Source organism: Allorhizobium borbori (assembly GCF_014196535.1).
GTDB classification, from domain to species: Bacteria; Pseudomonadota; Alphaproteobacteria; order Rhizobiales; family Rhizobiaceae; genus Ectorhizobium; species Ectorhizobium borbori.
The window spans coordinates 50,886-68,268 of record NZ_JACIDU010000019.1 but is presented as its reverse complement, the minus strand read 5'-3'; the positions used below and the strand labels follow the sequence as shown (position 1 = coordinate 68,268).

Sequence of the window (17,383 nt, the reverse complement as noted above, 5' to 3'; positions counted from 1 at the left end):
ATGGCCCGTTCGCGTACCGGCTTCTGGCTTTCCGTTCCCGTCTATGCGGCGGTTGTGGCGCTTTGCGTCGCGCCGCTTCTCATTCTGCTCGCCTATTCCTTTTTTCAGGTGTCTTTCGTCGCCGTGCTCAAGGAGCCGACCCTGAAGAACTATGTGAGGATCGTCGGCTCGGACACTTATCGCTGGCTGATCCTGAAGGCTTTCGGGTCCGGCTTGATGGTTGCGGCAATCACGGCTGTGATCGGCTATCCCGTCGCCTGGTTCATCGCCAAGCGCGTCGTGGCAGCCAAGTCCGCATTCCTGACGCTGCTTCTGGTGCCCCTGTACACCGGCGATCTCGTGCGTATTTTTGCCTGGCGCATGCTGCTCGGCGCGGAGGGGGTTCTGAATACGTTTCTGATGGCGTTCGGCGCCATTCGCGAACCGATCGGCGCGCTGCTCTTCTCTTCGCTCGCCACCCATATCGTACTGACCTACAACTATCTGCCGTTCATGGTGCTCGGTCTTTGGCTTGCCTTCGAGGCGCTGGATGACCGGCTGGTCGAGGCCGCCGCCGATCTGGGTGCCGGTGCCGTATCCACCTTCCGCCGGGTGACGCTGCCGCTCACCGTGCCGGGGCTCGTCGCCGGCTCCATGATGGTGTTTGTCATGGTCGTCGGCGATTATCTGACGCCGCAACTGGTGGGCGGTGCATCCGGCATCACCATCATCAGTGCTATCAACGATCTTTTCGGCACGGCCTTCGACTGGCCGCTCGGCTCGGCCATTGCCTGGACCATGCTGGCTATTCTGGCGCTCGCCTTTGCCGGTGCCGCCATCGTTATCAATCGGTCGTCGCTCGGCAAGGCGCTTGCGGCAGGGGAGGCCTGAGATGCGGCGCGGCGGTTTTCCTCTCCTGTGGGTCTGGCTCGTTTACGGCTTCATGTATCTGCCGATTGCAGTCATTGCCCTGTTTTCCTTCAATGCGTCCGAAATCATCGCCTTTCCCCTGCAGGGTTTTACCCTGCACTGGTTCGGGCAGGTGCTCGCCGATGCCCGCCTCGGCAAGGGGCTTGGCCTTTCCTTTCTGGTATCCGTCCCAGTGGCCGCGCTCGCAACGCTGTTCGGCGCCATGGCGGCACTGGCACTGACGCGCTATCCTTTGCGTGGCCGTGGCGTGCTCTTCGCCGTCATCCTGCTGCCCTTCCTCATTCCGAAGGTCATTCTGGCGGTGGCACAGCTCATTCTCCTGTCTGAACTCAAGATCGAGCGCAGCCTCGCGACGATCATTGCCGGGCAGGCGATCATCATCCTGCCGTTCACCACGCTCATCATCGCTTCGGTGCTGGTGCGCATCGACCGGCGGCTGGAAGAGGCTGCGGCCGATCTCGGGGCGAGTGGCTGGAGCACTTTCCGGCGCGTGACATTGCCGCTGATGAAGAACGGACTGACCGCAGCCTGGTTCATCGCCTTCGTGCTGTCGTCATCGGAATATGTCCTGACCTCGTTCCTCAGCGGTCGTTACCAGCCGCTTTCGATCCTCGTTGCCTCGGACTTCCGCTTCAACATTTCACCGGCGCTGAATGCGCTGGCGCTGATGATCGTCGCCGTCAACCTCGCCTTCATCGCCATTGGCGAGTTTATCCGGTTGCGGTCGAAACAAGCATAGGGAAACAATCGACATGGCTGATTTCGATCTCGTTATCCGTGGCGGCACCTGCGTGACGGCGGCCGATACGTTCCGGGCCGATGTGGCGATCCGCGACGGCCGCATCGTTGCGACCGGGGAGAATCTCGGTTCGGCGGCAAAGGTCATCGACGCCTCCGGCCTGCTGGTCATGCCGGGCGGCATCGACAGCCATGTGCATCTTGCCCAGCACGCCCCGGTCGGCGCGCCCCAGATGGCCGATGGCTTCGAAACAGGAACCCGTTCGGCTATTGCCGGTGGCACGACCACGGTTCTCTCCTTTGCCGTGCAGCCGCGGGGTGCCGGCCTTCGCGAGAGTGTTCTGGATTACCATACGCTGGCCGACGGCAAGGCCTATTGCGATTACGGATTCCATCTCATCATCACCGACCCGACACCCAACGTGCTCGGACAGGAACTGCCGGCACTCGTCAAGGATGGATACACCTCGTTCAAGGTGTTCATGACCTATGACGACATGGTGCTTGATGACCGGCAACTTCTCGATGTCTTCGATTGCGCGCGCGGTTGCGGTGCGCTCGTCATGGTTCATTGCGAAGGCTATGACGCCATCCGTTACATGACCGAGAAGCTGGAACGGGCCGGCAAGACCGCACCCTATTACCACGGCGCATCCCGCCCGCAGGTGGTGGAGAGGGAGGCCGCACACCGGGCCATCAGCCATGCCGAACTGGTGGATGTGCCGATCATGATCGTCCACGTCTCCGGGCGGGAGGCGATGGAGCAGATCCGCTGGGCGCAGCAGAAGGGCCTGAAGATCTACGGCGAGACCTGCACGCAGTACATTGCCCTGACGGCGGACGACATGAAGGGTCTCAACATGGACGAGACCGGCGGTAAATATGTCTGTTCGCCGCCACCGCGTGATCATGCAAGCTGGGATGCGATCTGGGAAGGCATTCGCGGCGGCGTGTTCCAGACTTTTTCCTCGGATCATTGCCCCTTCTTCTGGGAAGGTCCGGATGGCAAGCAGAACCCTAAGGCGAAGACCTCTTTTCGCTGGGTGCCGAACGGCATTCCGGGCGTCGAGAACCGTTTGCAGGTCTTCTTCTCAAAGGGGGTCAGCGAAGGCCGGATCACGCTGAACGAGTTTGTGGCGCTGACCTCTACCAACCACGCCAAGATGTACGGGCTTTACCCGCGCAAGGGCTCCATCGCGCCGGGTTTCGACGCCGATATCGTGTTGTGGGACGCCAACCGCGAGGAGACGATCAGTCAGTCGCTGATGCACCATGCCGCCGACTATACGCCCTATGAAGGGCTGAGGGTAAAGGGTTGGCCGGTGATGACCATACTTGGCGGCAAGGTCGTATGCGAGGAAGGGCGCATTACCGGAGCACCCGGTCAGGGCCAATTCCTGCCCCGCGCCCTCTCTCCTTTTGCCCAGGTCCCGGGTGGCTTGTAACTGCTCGGCGCCAAACCGGTAATACCGCCAACCCTATAGTGCGTCGCGGTAGATTGACTGTACGTCGTCCAGGTCCATGTCGCGCGGGTTCGCGGCGATGAGGCGGCTGATCTTTTCCACGACCTCACGGGCCATGTCCGGGATCGCGGCTTCTGTTACGCCAAGCTTCGACAAGCGTGTTTCAAGCCCGCTTTCGGCGAACATGGCTTCCAGTTCATCGATCATCGCAGCGGCAGCCTGCCCGGGCGAAATGAAATGCCGGCCGGGCAGCACATGAGTTGCGAGGCGGGCGTATTCGTTTTCCGCCGCCGGCATGTTGAAGCGGAAAACCCGTCCCATCACGAGCGCGTTGGCATGGCCGTGCGGTACGTGGAAGCCCGTGCCAAGCGGGTAGGAGAGGGCGTGAACTGCGCCGACACTGGCGTTGACGAAGGCCATGCCGGCCAGGGTCGCGCCCAGCAGCATCTGCTCGCGTGCGGCAAGATCGGACGGCACGTCGAGAACGCGGCGGAAATTTCCGGCCAGAAGCGTCAGCGCCTTTTCGGCCATTGTGTCGGCCAGCATGTTCTTGCGGGTCCGGCTCGTCGAGGCCTCGATGGCATGCACCATCGCATCGAGCGCGGTCGCTGCCGTGATGTGCCGGGGCATTCCAAGTGTCAGGGTTGCATCCAGAAGGGCGATATCCGGCAGCAATTGCGGCGCATAGATCGCCTTTTTCTCATGGTTGTCCGAGGTTACGACAGAGACCCATGTGACTTCGGAGCCGGTGCCGGCGGTGGTTGGAACCTGAACGAGCGGCATGCGCCGTCCCGTCGCCTTGTCGGTACCGATCATGTCGTCAAGCGGTTGGCCGGTGCGGGCCGCAAGCGCCACCAGCTTGGCTGTATCCAGCGAACTGCCGCCGCCAAGACCGACGATCCCGTCCGCGCCGAAGCCTCGCGCCATGTCGACCGCACGGTTTACCACCGCCATGGGCGGATCGGCCTGCACATCGGCGAAAATCTCGGCGGTCAGGTCGACCGCTACCAGAGAGGCACGGGCCCGTTCGGCGAAACCGCAGGCGACCATGCCGGGGTCGCACACAACCAGAGCCCGCGTCACGCCAAGGCCTGCCATCAACGTGCCCAGATCATCCAGTCCGCCAGCCTTCAGAATGAGGCGCGGTGTCGTCATGAATTCGAAGCTCAATGTTACCTCCCTTGAGCACTGATTGCGGCGCGATGCGCCTTTCTCCGGCGATCGGTTGCGTCTCTTCCCCGCAACTTTCGCCACCTGTCACGACCTGAATTGTCAGGCCAGTTTCGCCACGTCGGGTTTCTCTGCGGGGCTGTCGAGATAAAGCCGCAGCCGTTCGCGGGCGTTTCTCAGGTGACGCTCGGCCTCGAAACTTGCCCGCTCCGGATTGCCCTGCTCAATGGCCTCGTAAATCGCCTTGTGTTCGTTCTGCACGTCCTGCATCAGGTCGGCGAGATGCATCTTCGTGTTGGCGCGGGCCTGGCGGATGACCTGCCGGGCGCCGAATTCCAGATGCTTGCAGAGCGCCACGAAATGCGGATTGTGGGTAGCCGCGACGATGGCGTCGTGAAAGGCATAGTCCTCCTCATCACCCAGCCGGTCGCTGGCGATCGCATATTCCATGCCGATCAGCGCGCGCTTGATCTTCTTCAGATCCTCGGGTGTGCGTTTTTCGGCTGCAATACGGGTTGCCGCCACCTCGATCGTCACCAGAAGCTCCATGAGTTGGTCGAGCGAACGGGTTTCACCCACCACGACTGGCTGGACGCGAAACGCCCGCGTGCCGCTTTCATCGACGACATACACACCGCTACCGGCGCGGGCCTCCACCAACCCCTCCAGCTTTAACTGTGAGAGCGCCTCGCGCACGACGGGTCGGCTTACGGCATATTCGGCCGAAAGCTCTCGTTCGCTCGGCAGTTTGGCGCCGACCGGAAACTCGTTGACGCTGATGCGTCGCTCCAGATCCCGAGCGATTTCCTGCGGCAGATGGCCAGACGTTTTTTTCATCAATCACCTTTCCGGCCAGCCGGATAATACCGGTGGTATTCGTGACAAAGGATGCTGAAACCGGTCTAACAAGTCAACCCAACACCGGTCAAACTCGACGCCAACAGCGTGGTTTCGGGCATGGTATGTCACGTCGTGATGTACGAAAAACAATACATAAACAAATACTAAATGGAAATTTCAATTTTGGTATTACTTCTTTGTTGACTGGTAAGGCCAGTTCAGTTTAGGACTCTGCGCAACGGAAGACGGAGGGGTCTTCCAGTCCCTGAGGAGGAAAGCATGACTTTCAACGCATTTCTGCGTGCGGGCGTCGCCTGCGCCACCATCGCTCTGGCTGGAGCCGCTGCAGCGGAGCCGCTCAAGATCGCGCTTGTCGAAACTCTATCCGGCCCGCAGGCCTCCACCGGTCTGCTCTATCGCACGGCCGTTCAGTACCAGATCGGCAAGATCAACGCGGCGGGCGGTTTCAACGGCGAGAAGATCGCGCTTGTCGAATATGACAATCAGGGCGGCCCGGTGGGCGCGGCGGATCGGGTAAAGGCAGCCATCGCCGATGGCGCGCAGATCATCCTTCAGGGATCGTCGTCGGCTGTCGCCGGCCAGATCACCGAAGACGTGCGCAAGTTCAACCTGCGCAACAAGGGCAAGGAAGTCCTTTACCTCAATCTCGGCGCCGAAGCGCTCGAACTCACGGGTGCGAAGTGCCACTTCTACCACTTCCGCTTCAGCCCCAACGCTGCCATCCGGTTCAAGACGGTTGCGCTCGGCATGAAGGGCAAGGGCATTCTTGGCACGCGCGCCTATGCCATTGACCAGAACTATTCCTGGGGTGTGGACGTGGAGAACACCGTTGTCGCCAATGCCAAGGAGATCGGTTACGAGGTCGTCGACAAGACCCTGCACGAGGTCAACAAGATCCAGGACTTCTCGCCCTATGTCGCGAAGATCCAGGCCGCCAATGTCGATACCGTCTTCACCGGCAACTGGTCGAACGACCTGCTTCTGCTGATGAAGGCCGCCAGTGGCGCGGGCCTCAAGGCGCGCTTTGCCACGGCCTTCCTCGACCAGCCAGGCAATATCGGCAATGCCGGCGCAATCGCTGAAGGCCATGTCGTATCGACACCCTTCAACCCGGAAGCCAACGGCGACGCCACGAGGGTCTTTGCCGAGGACTACAAGGCCGTGACCGGCCACTACCCGGCCTATGTCGAGCCCGCCGCCGTCTTCGGCCTGATGCTGTTCGGCGAAGCGCTCAAGGATGTGAAGCTCGACGGCGGCAAGATCGACACGACAAAAATCGCCCTGTCGATCGAAAAGGCCACGGTCAAGACGCCGATGGGCGACTATTCCATGCGCTCCGACGACCATCAGGCCCAGTTCCCGATGGTGGTGCAGACGGTGTCGAAGGAAGCGAAGGTCAAGGCGGACGGCACCGAGTTCGGCTTCCTGCCCATCAAGTCCTTTACCGGTGCCGAGTCCATCGATCCCGTGCAGTCCACCTGCTCGATGCAGCGTCCGGGCTGATCGCAAACTCCTCCTCCCGGTGGTGTGGGGCCGGACGTTCGCTTGCGGGCGAACGGCCCCGCCTGCCGCGCGGCGTCTTTAATCACGGACCGGACAATGGATCAGATACTTTTTGCCCTCCTTAACGGAGCGATCTACGGGCTGCTGCTCTTCATGGTGTCGGCAGGTCTCACCCTCATCTTCGGCATGATGGGCGTTCTGAACTTTGCCCACGCTTCGTTCTACATGCTCGGGGCTTATCTCGCCTACACGCTGCAGCCGCTCACCGGCTTCTGGCTGGCCATCATCCTTGCTCCGCTCATCGTTGCGGGCCTGGGCATTCTGGTGGAGCGGGTCATACTGCGCCGCGTGCATGCCTATGGTCATGCCCACGAGCTTCTGGTCACGTTCGGTCTCTCGGTGGTCATCGCCGAGATCATCAAGATCTTCTATGGCAATTTCCCCGTCGAATACCGGGTGCCCGCCGAACTCCAGTTCTCCGCCTTCGAGATCGGCGGCGGCAGCTATCCCTTCTATCGCCTGTTCATGGGCGGCGTCGCGCTGATGATGTTCGCCCTGCTTTACCTTATGCTGACCCGCACCCGCATCGGCATCGTCGTGCGCTCGGCCATCTACCGTCCGCGCATGGTCGAGGCGCTTGGTCACAACGTGCCGATGGTGTTCATGGGTGTCTTCGGCGTTGGCGCCTTTCTCGCCGGTCTGGCTGGTGCGGTGGCCGGTGCGTTCTACACCACCAATCCCAACATGGCGCTTGAACTCGGTGTCATGGTCTTCGTGGTGGTGGTCGTCGGTGGCCTCGGTTCGCTCGGCGGCGCCATGATCGCTTCGTTGCTGATCGGCGTCGTCACCTCGCTTGCTGTCGGTGTGAAAGTGTCCATCGCCAGCCTTCTCGATTTCATCGGGCTCGGTGATCTCGCCCGCGATGTCGGCGGCATCTTCGTCCTCGAACTGTCGAGCGTCGCCGCGACGCTGCCGTTCTTCCTCATGCTTCTCGTGCTTCTGGCGCGGCCCAGCGGCCTTTTGGGCGAGAAGGAATAAGTCATGACCCTCAAGCGCTCCCTTCTCGTTCTTGCCGTGGTCGCTGTTCTGGCCGTGCTGCCCTATCTCGTCTCGGAATCCATGACGAATGCAGCGATCCAGATGTTGATCGCCGCCCTCTTCGCCTCGGCCTTCAGTCTGCTGTGCGGTCAGGCCGGCATGCTGTCCTTCGGCCACGCCGCTTATTTCGGGCTTGGCTCGTTCGCCGCCGTCCATGCCATGAACGCCTTCAATGGCGAGGGGCTGCTGCCGACCCCGCTCATCCCGCTGGCGGGCGCGGGCATCGGTCTTCTTGCCGGTATCGGTGCGGGTTGGTTCTCGACCAAGCGGGCCGGGGTTTATTTCGCGATGATCACGCTGGCGCTCGCCGAACTGCTGCACGCACTTGCACCCCATCTCAAGGACACGTTTGGTGGCGAAGCCGGCATTTCATCCTTCCGCATGGCGGCCTGGGGCTTCGACTTCGGCTCGACCATCCAGGTCTATTACCTGGTGCTGGCCTGGGTCGTCGGTTCCATTCTGCTCCTCTATCTCCTGACGCTGACCCCGTTCGGCCGCCTGACGCTCGGCCTGCGCGAGAACACCCACCGCCTGCGTTTCCTCGGCTACAATACCCACGCTTTGGGCACGGCGGTCTTCACCATCTCGGCCATGTTCGCAGGGATTGCCGGTTCTCTTCAGGCCGTGAACATTGAAGCCGCCAACTATGTCGTCTTCGATGCAGGGATTTCGACGACGGTCGTTCTCAACAGCTTCATCGGTGGCGTCGGCACATTCTTTGGTCCGGCCATCGGTGCCGCGGTCATGACCTTCTTCGGCCATGTCACCTCTGACATGACGCGCACCTGGCTGCTTTATCAGGGACTGATCTTCGTGCTGGTCATGATGTTCCTGCCGCGTGGCATCGTCGGTGAGGCCGCCGAATGGCTGAAGAACCGCAAATCACGACATCTTGCCATCGGGCCGCTGTTTTTCCGTCTGGCCGGGCTCGTGCTGATCGCGTTCGGCGCCATCGCCGCCATCGAACTCGCCCAGCGCTTCTTCTCCAGCGATTACAAGGCGACCGTCTCGCTCGGCAACTGGCCGCCGGTCACCTTCCTCGGTCGCGAGTGGCTACCGTTTGCGGCGACCACCTGGATCGTGCCGCTTGCCCTGCTTGGCGCCGGCGTCGCTCTCACCCTCATCGTCAACCGTCACACGGCCAAGGCCGCGGGAGAGGCATGATGACGAAAGACATTCTCCGTCTCGAAGACCTCAACAAGTCCTTCGGTCCGGCCCATATCATCCGGGGCGTGAACCTGGCCGTGCACGAGGGCGAGCGCCATGCGGTGATCGGTCCGAACGGCGCGGGCAAATCGACGCTCTTCCACCTCATTTCCGGGCAGTTCGCGCCGAGCAGCGGTCGCATCGTGCTGGATGGTGAGGAGATCGGCGGACTGGAGCCAGCAACCGTCAACCGCAAGGGGCTGGCCCGCTCTTTCCAGATCACCAACATCTTTCCCGGCCTCACGGTGTTCGAGAACATCCGGCTTGCCGTCATGCGCCGGCACAATGTCCAGTTCGTTCTCTGGCGCCCGGTGTCGGGGCTGAAGAAAGTCAGCGCCGAGGTCGAGACGCTACTGGAACAGGTGCGTCTCACGGCGCGGGCGCAAACGCTTGCCAGCCAGCTTTCCTATTCGGAACAACGCTCTCTGGAGATCGGCATGACGCTCGCCTCCGATCCGCGCGTCATCATTCTCGACGAACCGATGGCCGGCATGTCGCAGGAGGAGACGGATTACACCGTCGGCCTCATCCGCGAGATCACCAAGGGCCGGACGCTGATGATCGTGGAGCACGACATGGATGTCGTGTTCACGCTGGCCGACCGCATTTCGGTGCTGGTCTATGGCGAGATCATCGCCACCGGAACGCCGAAGGAAATCCGCGAGAACGCCCGCGTTCGCGAGGCCTATCTGGGTGAGGAGGTGCATTAATGACCGCGTCGTCCGACATCATGCTGGATGTGCGTGATCTTCACGCCCATTACGGCAAGAGCCACATTCTTCAGGGCGTCAGCTTCAACCTGCGCCGGGGCGAGGCGATCAGCCTGCTTGGCCGCAATGGTTCCGGCCGCTCCACCACCATGAAGGCGATCATGGGGCTCGTTTCGCCGACCGGTGGCGAAGTGCTGCTGAACGGTCGCGACATCGCTGGTGAGCGACCTTTCCGGATCTGCCGCGAGGGGATCGGCTTCGTGCCGGAGGAACGGGAAATCTTCCTGAACCTCAGTGTGGACGAGAACCTTCAGATGGGCGTCCAGCGCGGTGCATCCGGCGCGACGAAATGGACGGTCGAGCAGATGTTCGACTATTTTCCGCGCCTCAAGGAACGTCGCAACACCCGCGCCGGCAGCCTTTCCGGCGGAGAGCAGCAGATGCTGACCATGTGCCGCACGCTGCTTGGCAATCCGCTCGTCATGCTGATCGACGAACCGACCGAAGGGCTGGCGCCAAAGATCGTCGCTGTCGTTGCCGACATGATCCGCGACATCAATCGGCGTGGCGTATCCGTCGTGCTGGTGGAGCAAAAGCTTACCATCGCGCTCAAGGTCTCCGACCGCGTGTGCGTCATGGGCCATGGCCGGATCGTTTTCGAGGGCACGCCTGGCGAACTGACATCCAACGAAAAGCTGATGGAGGAATGGCTCGCCGTCTGACGGCTCAGCCAGGGAGGAAACAATGACCACAATGACCGCGCCGCTTGAAATCGGCCTCGCCGTTCGCGACCTGAAGCGGATGCGCGCCTTCTACGAGGACGCGCTCGGGCTTGCCTTCGTTTCGGAAATTCATGTGCCGGGCCCGAAGGCCGAGGCCGCCGCCATGTGCCGGGAAGGTTATACCGTCGTGCGTCTCCAGACGCAGAAAGGCGAGCGCATCAAGCTGCTCTGCCCCGACCGCACGCCGAACTCGAATGCCGCCGAAGGCCTCATCCTCGAACGGGCCGGATCGAGCTACGTCACCTTCATCGTCGATGATCTGCAGGGGCTTCTGGATCGCCTCGTCGCCAACGGCGCGGTGTCGATGACGGGTCCCACGGCGATTGAGGTGCGACCGGGCACCTGGCTTGCCTTCGTGGAAGACCCGGAAGGCCACATTATCGAGGTCGTCCAGTACGACGACATCGCAGCCTATCGCAGCGATCTGTGAGGACAGCGCCATGACATTCGATTTCGAAAACCGCACCCTCGTCGTCACCGGCGCCAATGGCGGCATCGGTCGCGCTATCGCCGAACTCTATCACGCCGCAGGCGCCAATCTGGTCCTGACGGATATCGACCTCGCAGCACTCGACGGTTTTGCCACCACACTCGGCGATCCTGACCGCATCGCCATGATCAAGGCCGATGCCTCAAGTGCTGATGACGCGCAAAAAACGGTTGATCTCGCCGTTCAGCGTTTCGGTGGTATCGACTTCCTCGTGCCGTCCGCCGGCATCTATCAGGCCAAGCCTTTTGCCGAAATGACGGATACCGACTGGCAGAGAACAATCTCCATCAATCTCGACGGTGTCTTCTATCTCTGCAAGCGGGCACTGCCGGCGCTGAAGGAGAATTCGTCCATCGTGACGATCGCTTCGCTTGCGGCCTATCGCGGCGCTTACGTGAACGCCCATTACGGCGCCACCAAGGGGGCGATGGTGTCCATGACGCGTGCGCTTTCGCGCGAGCTTGCGCCGAAGACGCGCGTCAACGGTGTCGCGCCCGGCATCATCGAAACGCCGATGATCAACGAACTGCTCAAGACCCGGATGGACGAGACGATGGCACAGACACCGCTGAAGCGGCTCGGCAAGCCATCGGAAATCGCCTCCGTCATCGCCTTCCTGTGTTCGCCCGCCGCCAGCTTCATCACTGGCGAGACGATCCAGGTGAATGGCGGCATCTACATGGCCTGATGGGCCAGGAGGGGGAGAAATGACCGGACTTCTGAAAGACAAGCGGGTGCTGGTGACCGGTGCTGGCCGGGGCCTTGGTGCGGCGATTGCCGCCGGCATGGCCGTGCAGGGCGCGCGCGTCGTGCTCGCCGATATCGACGGTGAGGCGGCCAGAGCGCAGGCTGCGGCCATCGCGGCGGATGGTTTCGAAGCCGAAGGCCATGCGCTGGATGTGACCGACCGCGCTGCGGTGAAGGCCTTTGCCGAAAGTGTACTGGGCCGCTTCGGCGGGCTCGATGTGCTCGTCAATAATGCCGGTGTCGCCGGCCGCGCCGCTTTTGACCAGCCCGAGGCGGCGGATGTGTGGGACCGGGTGATCGGCGTCAATCTCGAGGGTGCGTTCAACGTGTCGCATGCCTTCGTGCCGGCGCTGAAGGCCGCCAAGGGCAACGTCGTGCATCTCTGCTCGGTGGCCGGCTTCGTCGCCGGTGGTTCGACCGCGGGTTACGTGGTGTCCAAGGGGGCGATCCGTTCGTTGACCCAGGTCATGGCGCGCGATCTCGCCCCCCACGGCATCCGTGTCAATGCGGTAGCGCCCGGCATCATGATGAGCGAGATGGCCGTCGCCCAGCTCAACCGTCCCGGTGGCGCCGACTGGTTCATGAACCGCGTGATGATGAAGCGCATCGGCGAGACCGGCGAAGTCGTCGATCCCGTGATTTTCCTGGCCTCCTCCATGGCGAGCTACATCACCGGCACCATCCTGCCGGTCGATGGCGGCTTCCTGGCGGCCTGACCCTTTTCCTGCTCCAAGACCGGAGACTGACATGCCCGAATATCAAGACCTTCTTCCGAAAAGCTTCTGGCGGGAAATCAAGCCCACTGCCGCCGATCGCGCCGCCTTTGATGCAACACTTGGCGGCACGATGCTCGCCGAAATGCATCTCATCCGGGCCTTTGAAGAAAAGGTGCTGGAACTGGCGGGGCAGGGCCTGGTGCACGGTCCGGCCCATTCCGCCATCGGTCAGGAGGGCGGGGCGGTCGGTTCCGCCATCACCATGCGCCCAAGCGATCAGGTGAATGGCTCGCACCGCGCGCACCACCAGTTTCTCGCCAAGGCGCTCGGCTATGTGGCGCAGCAGGGCATCGACCCGAAGACGGCCTTCAGCGGCGATATTCGCACGCTGGCGCGGCGTACGCTTGCCGAAATCCTCGGGCTTTCGCAGGGCTTCTGCCGTGGGCGCGGCGGTTCCATGCACCTTCGCTGGGCCGAATCCGGCAATCTCGGCACCAACGCCATCGTCGGTGGTGGCGTGCCGATGGCCGCAGGTGCGGCCTGGGCGCACCGCAAGGCGGGCACGGGCGACGTCGTCTACACCTATTTCGGCGATGGCGCGACCAATATCGGCTCGGTTCTGGAAACCATGAACGTGGCGGCTGTGTGGAAGCTGCCGATCTGCTTCTTCATCGAGAACAACCGGTATGCGGTCTCGACCCATGTCGATGAGGTAACGGCGGAATCGCGGCTATCCTCGCGCGGTCTTGCCTTCGGCATTCCCTCCTTCAAGGTGGACGGCATGGACCCGATCGCGGTCTGGCTTGCGAGCGAAGAGGCGAATGCCATCATGCGCGCGGGTGACGGGCCGACGATCATCGAGGCGGATGTCTACCGCTATTTCCACCAGAACGGCCCACTGCCGGGCAGCGCCTTCGGCTATCGCAGCAAGGAAGAGGAGGCGGAATGGCGCGGTCGCGATCCGCTCGATGCGCTGGCCAAGGTGCTTCAGGAGCGTCAGGTGCTCGGCGAGGATGCCGTTCGGACGTTGCGCGAACGCTGCGTGGCGCTGATGGACGAGGTGGCCGGGGAGCTGATCGAGATGCATGAGGGCAAGCGCCGGATCGTTCCCGCGCTATGGCCGGAAGAAAGCTTCCGCGATTTCGGCCTTCGTGGCGATCTCTCAGAGTTCAGAGACGTTCGTTTCGAGGAACGTGAAAGCTTCTCCGGCAAGATCGTCGAGGACGCCAAGTTCATCGATGCGGTAGCCGATGTAATGGGGCGGCGTATGGCGACCGACGAGCGCGTCGTCGTGCTCGGCGAGGATGTTCATCGCCTCAAGGGCGGCACCAACGGGGCCACGCGAGGCCTTTCCGCAGAGTTTCCGGACCGGGTGCTGGGCACGCCGATTTCCGAAAACGCCTTCACCGGCATTGCGGGCGGCATGGCGGCGGACGGTCGTGTTCTGCCGGTCATCGAATTCATGTATCCCGATTTCATGTGGGTGGCGGCCGATCAGGTGTTCAACCAGATCGGCAAGGCGCGGCACATGTTCGGCGGCGACAGCGACATGCCGGTCGTGCTTCGCACCAAGGTTGCCATGGGTACGGGCTACGGCTCGCAGCATTCCATGGACCCCGCCGGCATTTTCGCCACAGCGCCAGGCTGGCGGATCGTCGCTCCGTCGACGCCGTTCGATTATGTCGGCCTGATGAATTCCGCGCTTCTGTGCCGCGATCCGGTGCTCGTTCTGGAGCATGTTGATCTCTACGCTTCCAAGGGGCCGGCCCCGGTGGATGATCTCGACTATTTCATTCCGCTCGGCAAGGCGAAGGTCGTTCGCCCCGGTTCGACGGTCACGGTCATCACCTATCTCGCCATGGTCGAGAAGACGCTGAAGGTGGTCGAGGCGCTCGGCGTCGATGCCGAAGTCATCGACCTGCGTACGCTCGACCGAGCCGGGTTGGACTGGGAAACGGTTGAGGCTTCCATCCGCAAGACCGGCAATGTGCTGATCGTGGAACAGGGTGCTTCCGGCACCTCCTATGGCGGCTGGCTGGCCGATGAGTTGCAGCGCCGTGTCTTCGACTGGCTGGACCAGCCGATTACGCGTGTTCACGGGGCCGAAGCTTCGCCTTCGATTTCCAAGGTTCTTGAAGCTGCTGCCGCCGCCCGCCCGCAGGATATCGAAGCCGGGTTGCGCGCCGTCATGGCTGCGCAAGGGCTGCCCCTTCAGGGCTGAGAGGAGAGAGCGACATGCCGATCGAAGTGGTTCTGCCCGCCCTCTCGGCGGGAATGGAAGATGCCGTCATCGCCAAATGGTTGAAGGCCGAAGGCGAGACCGTGAAGAAGGGCGATCTTCTCGCCGAAGTCGAGACCGACAAGGCAACGATGGAGCTGGAGGCGGAAGCCGATGGCACGCTCGGGCGCATTCTGGTGGGCGATGGCAAGCGTGCCAATGTCAATCAGGCCATCGCGCTTCTGTTTGGCGAGGGGGAGGATGCCAGCGTTCTTGCCGGGCCGGTCGCGCCGGTTTCCGGGGCTCCGGTGACGGCGGCCCTGACGCCGGCCGTTGCGGCAACCAAGCCGTTGGCCGCCGTGGCCGCGCTTGCCGAAAACACAGTTCGCCATGCCGCGTCTCCGCTTGCCCGGCGATTGGCCGCCGACCGGGGTGTTGCGCTCGATGGGCTCACCGGTAGCGGACCAAAGGGCCGGATCGTCAGGATCGATGTCGAGCGGGCCGCTCAGTCGGCCCCGGTCGTTGCTCCTGTCTCGGCGGCGGCAGCGCAGCCGATGTCCGCCGCGCCGAAAGGTGTTCCGCCCGGCATCGGCCCGCACGAGGCAGTCCCGCACACCTCCATGCGCCGGACGATTGCGCGTCGCCTGCTCGAAGCCAAGCAAACCGTACCGCACTTCTACCTGAACGCTGATTGCGATATCGATGCGCTTCTGGCCTTGCGGGCTGAAATCAACGCCAAGCGACCGAAGGACGAGCGGATTTCGGTCAATGATTTTGTCATTCGCGCCTGCGCCGCTGCCTTGAGCCTGGTTCCCGATGCCAATGTCGTCTGGACCGAAGAGGCGATCCTGAAACTTCAGGACGTGGATATCGCGGTGGCCGTTGCGACGGATGGCGGGCTTATCACCCCGCTGATCCGGCAGGCCGACCGCAAGAGCCTCGGTGCAATTTCGGCGGAAATGAAGGCGCTTGCCGCACGGGCACGGGAGAACCGTCTGAAGCCCGAGGAATTTCAGGGCGGGGGCTTTTCGATTTCCAATCTCGGCATGTATGGCGTCAAGTCGTTTTCGGCTATCATCAACCCGCCGCAAAGTGCCATTCTTGCCGTCGGTGCGGGGGAGCGCCGGCCTGTCGAACGCGATGGCCAGCTTGCCTTTGCAACCATGATGTCAGTGACACTTTCCGTTGACCACCGGGCCGTGGACGGCGCGCTGGGCGCCCAGCTTCTGGCCGCCTTCAAGACGGTGATCGAGGAACCAATGAACCTGCTCGTATGAGCCGGAATGACCTGGAGGAGACTGCAATGCAATTGAAGGACCCAAGCCTGTTGCGTCAGGCGGCCTACGTGGCGGGTGAATGGATCGAGGCGAACGGTGCGGGCATCGCGGTGACGAACCCCGCAACCGGTGCCGTGATCGGCCACGTACCGAAACTCGGCACGGCGGAAACCAGGAAGGCGATCGCCGAGGCTGAGAAAGTCCAGAAGGAATGGGCGGCCCGGACCGCCAAGGAACGCGCCGGCATCCTGCGTAAGTGGTTCGAGCTGATGATGGCGAACCAGGACGATCTCGGTCGTATCCTGACGCTGGAACAGGGCAAGCCGCTGGCCGAGGCCAAGGGGGAAATCGCCTATGGCGCAAGCTTCATCGAGTGGTTTGCCGAGGAAGCGCGACGTATCTATGGCGACATCATTCCCGGCCACCAGAAGGACAAGCGCATTCTGGTGATGAAGCAGCCGATCGGCGTCGTTGCGGCGATCACGCCGTGGAACTTCCCGAACGCCATGATCACCCGCAAGGCCGGGCCTGCCTTTGCTGCGGGTTGTGCCATGGTGTTGAAGCCGGCCAGCCAGACGCCATTTTCGGCAATTGCCCTTGCCGTTCTGGGTGAGCGGGCCGGCCTGCCGGCCGGGCTTTTCTCGGTCATCACCGGTTCTGCCAGTGAAATCGGCGCGGAAATGACTTCGAACCCCGTCGTTCGCAAGCTGACTTTCACCGGCTCGACCGAGGTGGGCGCGGAGCTTTACCGTCAATCGGCCCCGACCATCAAGAAACTCGGGCTGGAACTCGGCGGCAATGCGCCGTTCATCGTCTTTGACGACGCCGATCTCGACGCGGCGGTTGAGGGTGCGCTGATCGCCAAGTTCCGCAACAATGGCCAGACCTGCGTTTGCGCCAACCGCATCTATGTGCAGGACGGCGTCTATGATGCCTTTGCCGACAAGCTGGCCAAGGCCGTCGGCGGGTTGAAGACCGGCAACGGTTTCGACGAGGGTGTGATTCTCGGGCCGCTGATTGACGAGGCGGCGCTGGAAAAGGTTGAGGAGCATGTGTCCGATGCCGTTTCCAAGGGCGCGACCATTATTCAGGGCGGCAAGCCGCATGCGCTCGGCGGCACGTTCTACGAGGCGACTGTTCTCGCCAATGTGACAAAGGAAATGGCTGTCGCGACGGAGGAAACCTTCGGCCCGGTCGCACCGCTTTTCCGCTTCAGCGATGAGACGGACGTGATCGCGCAGGCCAACGACACCGAGTTCGGCCTTGCCTCCTATTTCTACGCTCGGGATCTGGCGCGGGTATTCCGTGTGGCGGAGGCACTGGAATATGGCATGGTCGGCGTCAATACCGGCCTGATCTCGACGGCGGAAGCGCCCTTCGGCGGCGTCAAGACGTCGGGCCTTGGCCGTGAGGGCTCCCGTTACGGCATCGATGACTTCATCGAGATCAAATATGTCTGCCTCGGCGGCGTAAACTGAGCCGACCCGATCTGAGT

16 protein-coding genes are annotated in these 17,383 nt (G+C 62.4%); 14 read left to right on the top strand and 2 right to left on the bottom strand.

What is annotated here, in order from left to right; genetic code table 11:
- Genes GGQ66_RS19365 through hydA form a run of 3 tightly spaced genes read left to right on the top strand, consistent with a single transcriptional unit; the run spans position 1 to position 3,092 of the window.
- Positions 1-870, top strand: coding sequence for an ABC transporter permease (locus tag GGQ66_RS19365; protein ID WP_183794729.1), 870 nt, complete (start codon positions 1-3; stop codon positions 868-870).
- 1 nt (position 871) lies between these two features.
- Positions 872-1,648, top strand: coding sequence for an ABC transporter permease (locus GGQ66_RS19360; protein WP_183794727.1), 777 nt, complete (start codon positions 872-874; stop codon positions 1,646-1,648).
- Between the two features lie 13 nt (positions 1,649-1,661).
- Positions 1,662-3,092 carry a dihydropyrimidinase gene (hydA, locus tag GGQ66_RS19355; protein WP_183794725.1) on the top strand — a complete coding sequence of 477 codons (1,431 nt, stop codon included), beginning with the start codon at positions 1,662-1,664 and terminating at the stop codon, positions 3,090-3,092.
- A 33-nt stretch (positions 3,093-3,125) separates the two neighbouring features.
- Here hydA and GGQ66_RS19350 read toward each other — a convergent pair whose 3' ends face one another.
- Together GGQ66_RS19350 and GGQ66_RS19345 are read right to left on the bottom strand one after the other, a co-directional pair.
- A complete protein-coding gene (locus tag GGQ66_RS19350; protein WP_183794723.1) occupies positions 3,126-4,280 on the bottom strand; it encodes an iron-containing alcohol dehydrogenase in 1,155 nt (384 codons plus the stop codon).
- A gap of 102 nt (positions 4,281-4,382) precedes the next feature.
- Positions 4,383-5,117 carry a FadR/GntR family transcriptional regulator gene (locus GGQ66_RS19345; protein ID WP_183794721.1) on the bottom strand — a complete coding sequence of 245 codons (735 nt, stop codon included), beginning with the start codon at positions 5,115-5,117 and terminating at the stop codon, positions 4,383-4,385.
- A 282-nt stretch (positions 5,118-5,399) separates the two neighbouring features.
- Between GGQ66_RS19345 and GGQ66_RS19340 the strand changes: the two genes are divergently transcribed.
- The 11 genes from GGQ66_RS19340 to gabD all read left to right on the top strand — a co-directional run bounded on the left by GGQ66_RS19340 (position 5,400) and on the right by gabD (position 17,366).
- The gene (locus tag GGQ66_RS19340) at positions 5,400-6,644 is read left to right on the top strand and encodes a branched-chain amino acid ABC transporter substrate-binding protein (protein WP_183794719.1); all 1,245 of its coding nucleotides are present in this window, start codon (positions 5,400-5,402) and stop codon (positions 6,642-6,644) included.
- Positions 6,645-6,740: 96 nt separating this feature from the next.
- Positions 6,741-7,682 (top strand): branched-chain amino acid ABC transporter permease, encoded by a 942-nt coding sequence (locus GGQ66_RS19335; protein WP_183794717.1) that lies wholly within the window; start codon positions 6,741-6,743, stop codon positions 7,680-7,682.
- Positions 7,683-7,685: 3 nt separating this feature from the next.
- Complete coding sequence (locus GGQ66_RS19330) at positions 7,686-8,906, top strand: branched-chain amino acid ABC transporter permease (protein WP_183794715.1); 1,221 nt, start codon at positions 7,686-7,688, stop codon at positions 8,904-8,906.
- Positions 8,906-9,658 carry an ABC transporter ATP-binding protein gene (locus tag GGQ66_RS19325; protein ID WP_183794713.1) on the top strand — a complete coding sequence of 251 codons (753 nt, stop codon included), beginning with the start codon at positions 8,906-8,908 and terminating at the stop codon, positions 9,656-9,658. Before GGQ66_RS19330 ends, GGQ66_RS19325 begins: the two co-directional genes overlap by 1 nt.
- Positions 9,659-9,678: 20 nt before the next feature.
- Positions 9,679-10,380 carry an ABC transporter ATP-binding protein gene (locus GGQ66_RS19320; RefSeq protein ID WP_370686392.1) on the top strand — a complete coding sequence of 234 codons (702 nt, stop codon included), beginning with the start codon at positions 9,679-9,681 and terminating at the stop codon, positions 10,378-10,380.
- 22 nt (positions 10,381-10,402) lie between these two features.
- Positions 10,403-10,870 (top strand): VOC family protein, encoded by a 468-nt coding sequence (locus GGQ66_RS19315; RefSeq protein WP_183794709.1) that lies wholly within the window; start codon positions 10,403-10,405, stop codon positions 10,868-10,870.
- 10 nt (positions 10,871-10,880) lie between these two features.
- Positions 10,881-11,618, top strand: coding sequence for an SDR family NAD(P)-dependent oxidoreductase (locus GGQ66_RS19310; RefSeq protein ID WP_183794707.1), 738 nt, complete (start codon positions 10,881-10,883; stop codon positions 11,616-11,618).
- Between the two features lie 19 nt (positions 11,619-11,637).
- Positions 11,638-12,393, top strand: coding sequence for an SDR family NAD(P)-dependent oxidoreductase (locus GGQ66_RS19305; protein ID WP_183794705.1), 756 nt, complete (start codon positions 11,638-11,640; stop codon positions 12,391-12,393).
- 31 nt (positions 12,394-12,424) lie between these two features.
- Positions 12,425-14,614 carry an alpha-ketoacid dehydrogenase subunit alpha/beta gene (locus GGQ66_RS19300; protein ID WP_183794703.1) on the top strand — a complete coding sequence of 730 codons (2,190 nt, stop codon included), beginning with the start codon at positions 12,425-12,427 and terminating at the stop codon, positions 14,612-14,614.
- 14 nt (positions 14,615-14,628) lie between these two features.
- Positions 14,629-15,888 (top strand): pyruvate dehydrogenase complex dihydrolipoamide acetyltransferase, encoded by a 1,260-nt coding sequence (locus GGQ66_RS19295; RefSeq protein ID WP_183794701.1) that lies wholly within the window; start codon positions 14,629-14,631, stop codon positions 15,886-15,888.
- A 26-nt stretch (positions 15,889-15,914) separates the two neighbouring features.
- The gene (gene gabD, locus GGQ66_RS19290; RefSeq protein ID WP_183794699.1) at positions 15,915-17,366 is read left to right on the top strand and encodes an NADP-dependent succinate-semialdehyde dehydrogenase; all 1,452 of its coding nucleotides are present in this window, start codon (positions 15,915-15,917) and stop codon (positions 17,364-17,366) included.
- Positions 17,367-17,383 lie beyond the last annotated feature (17 nt).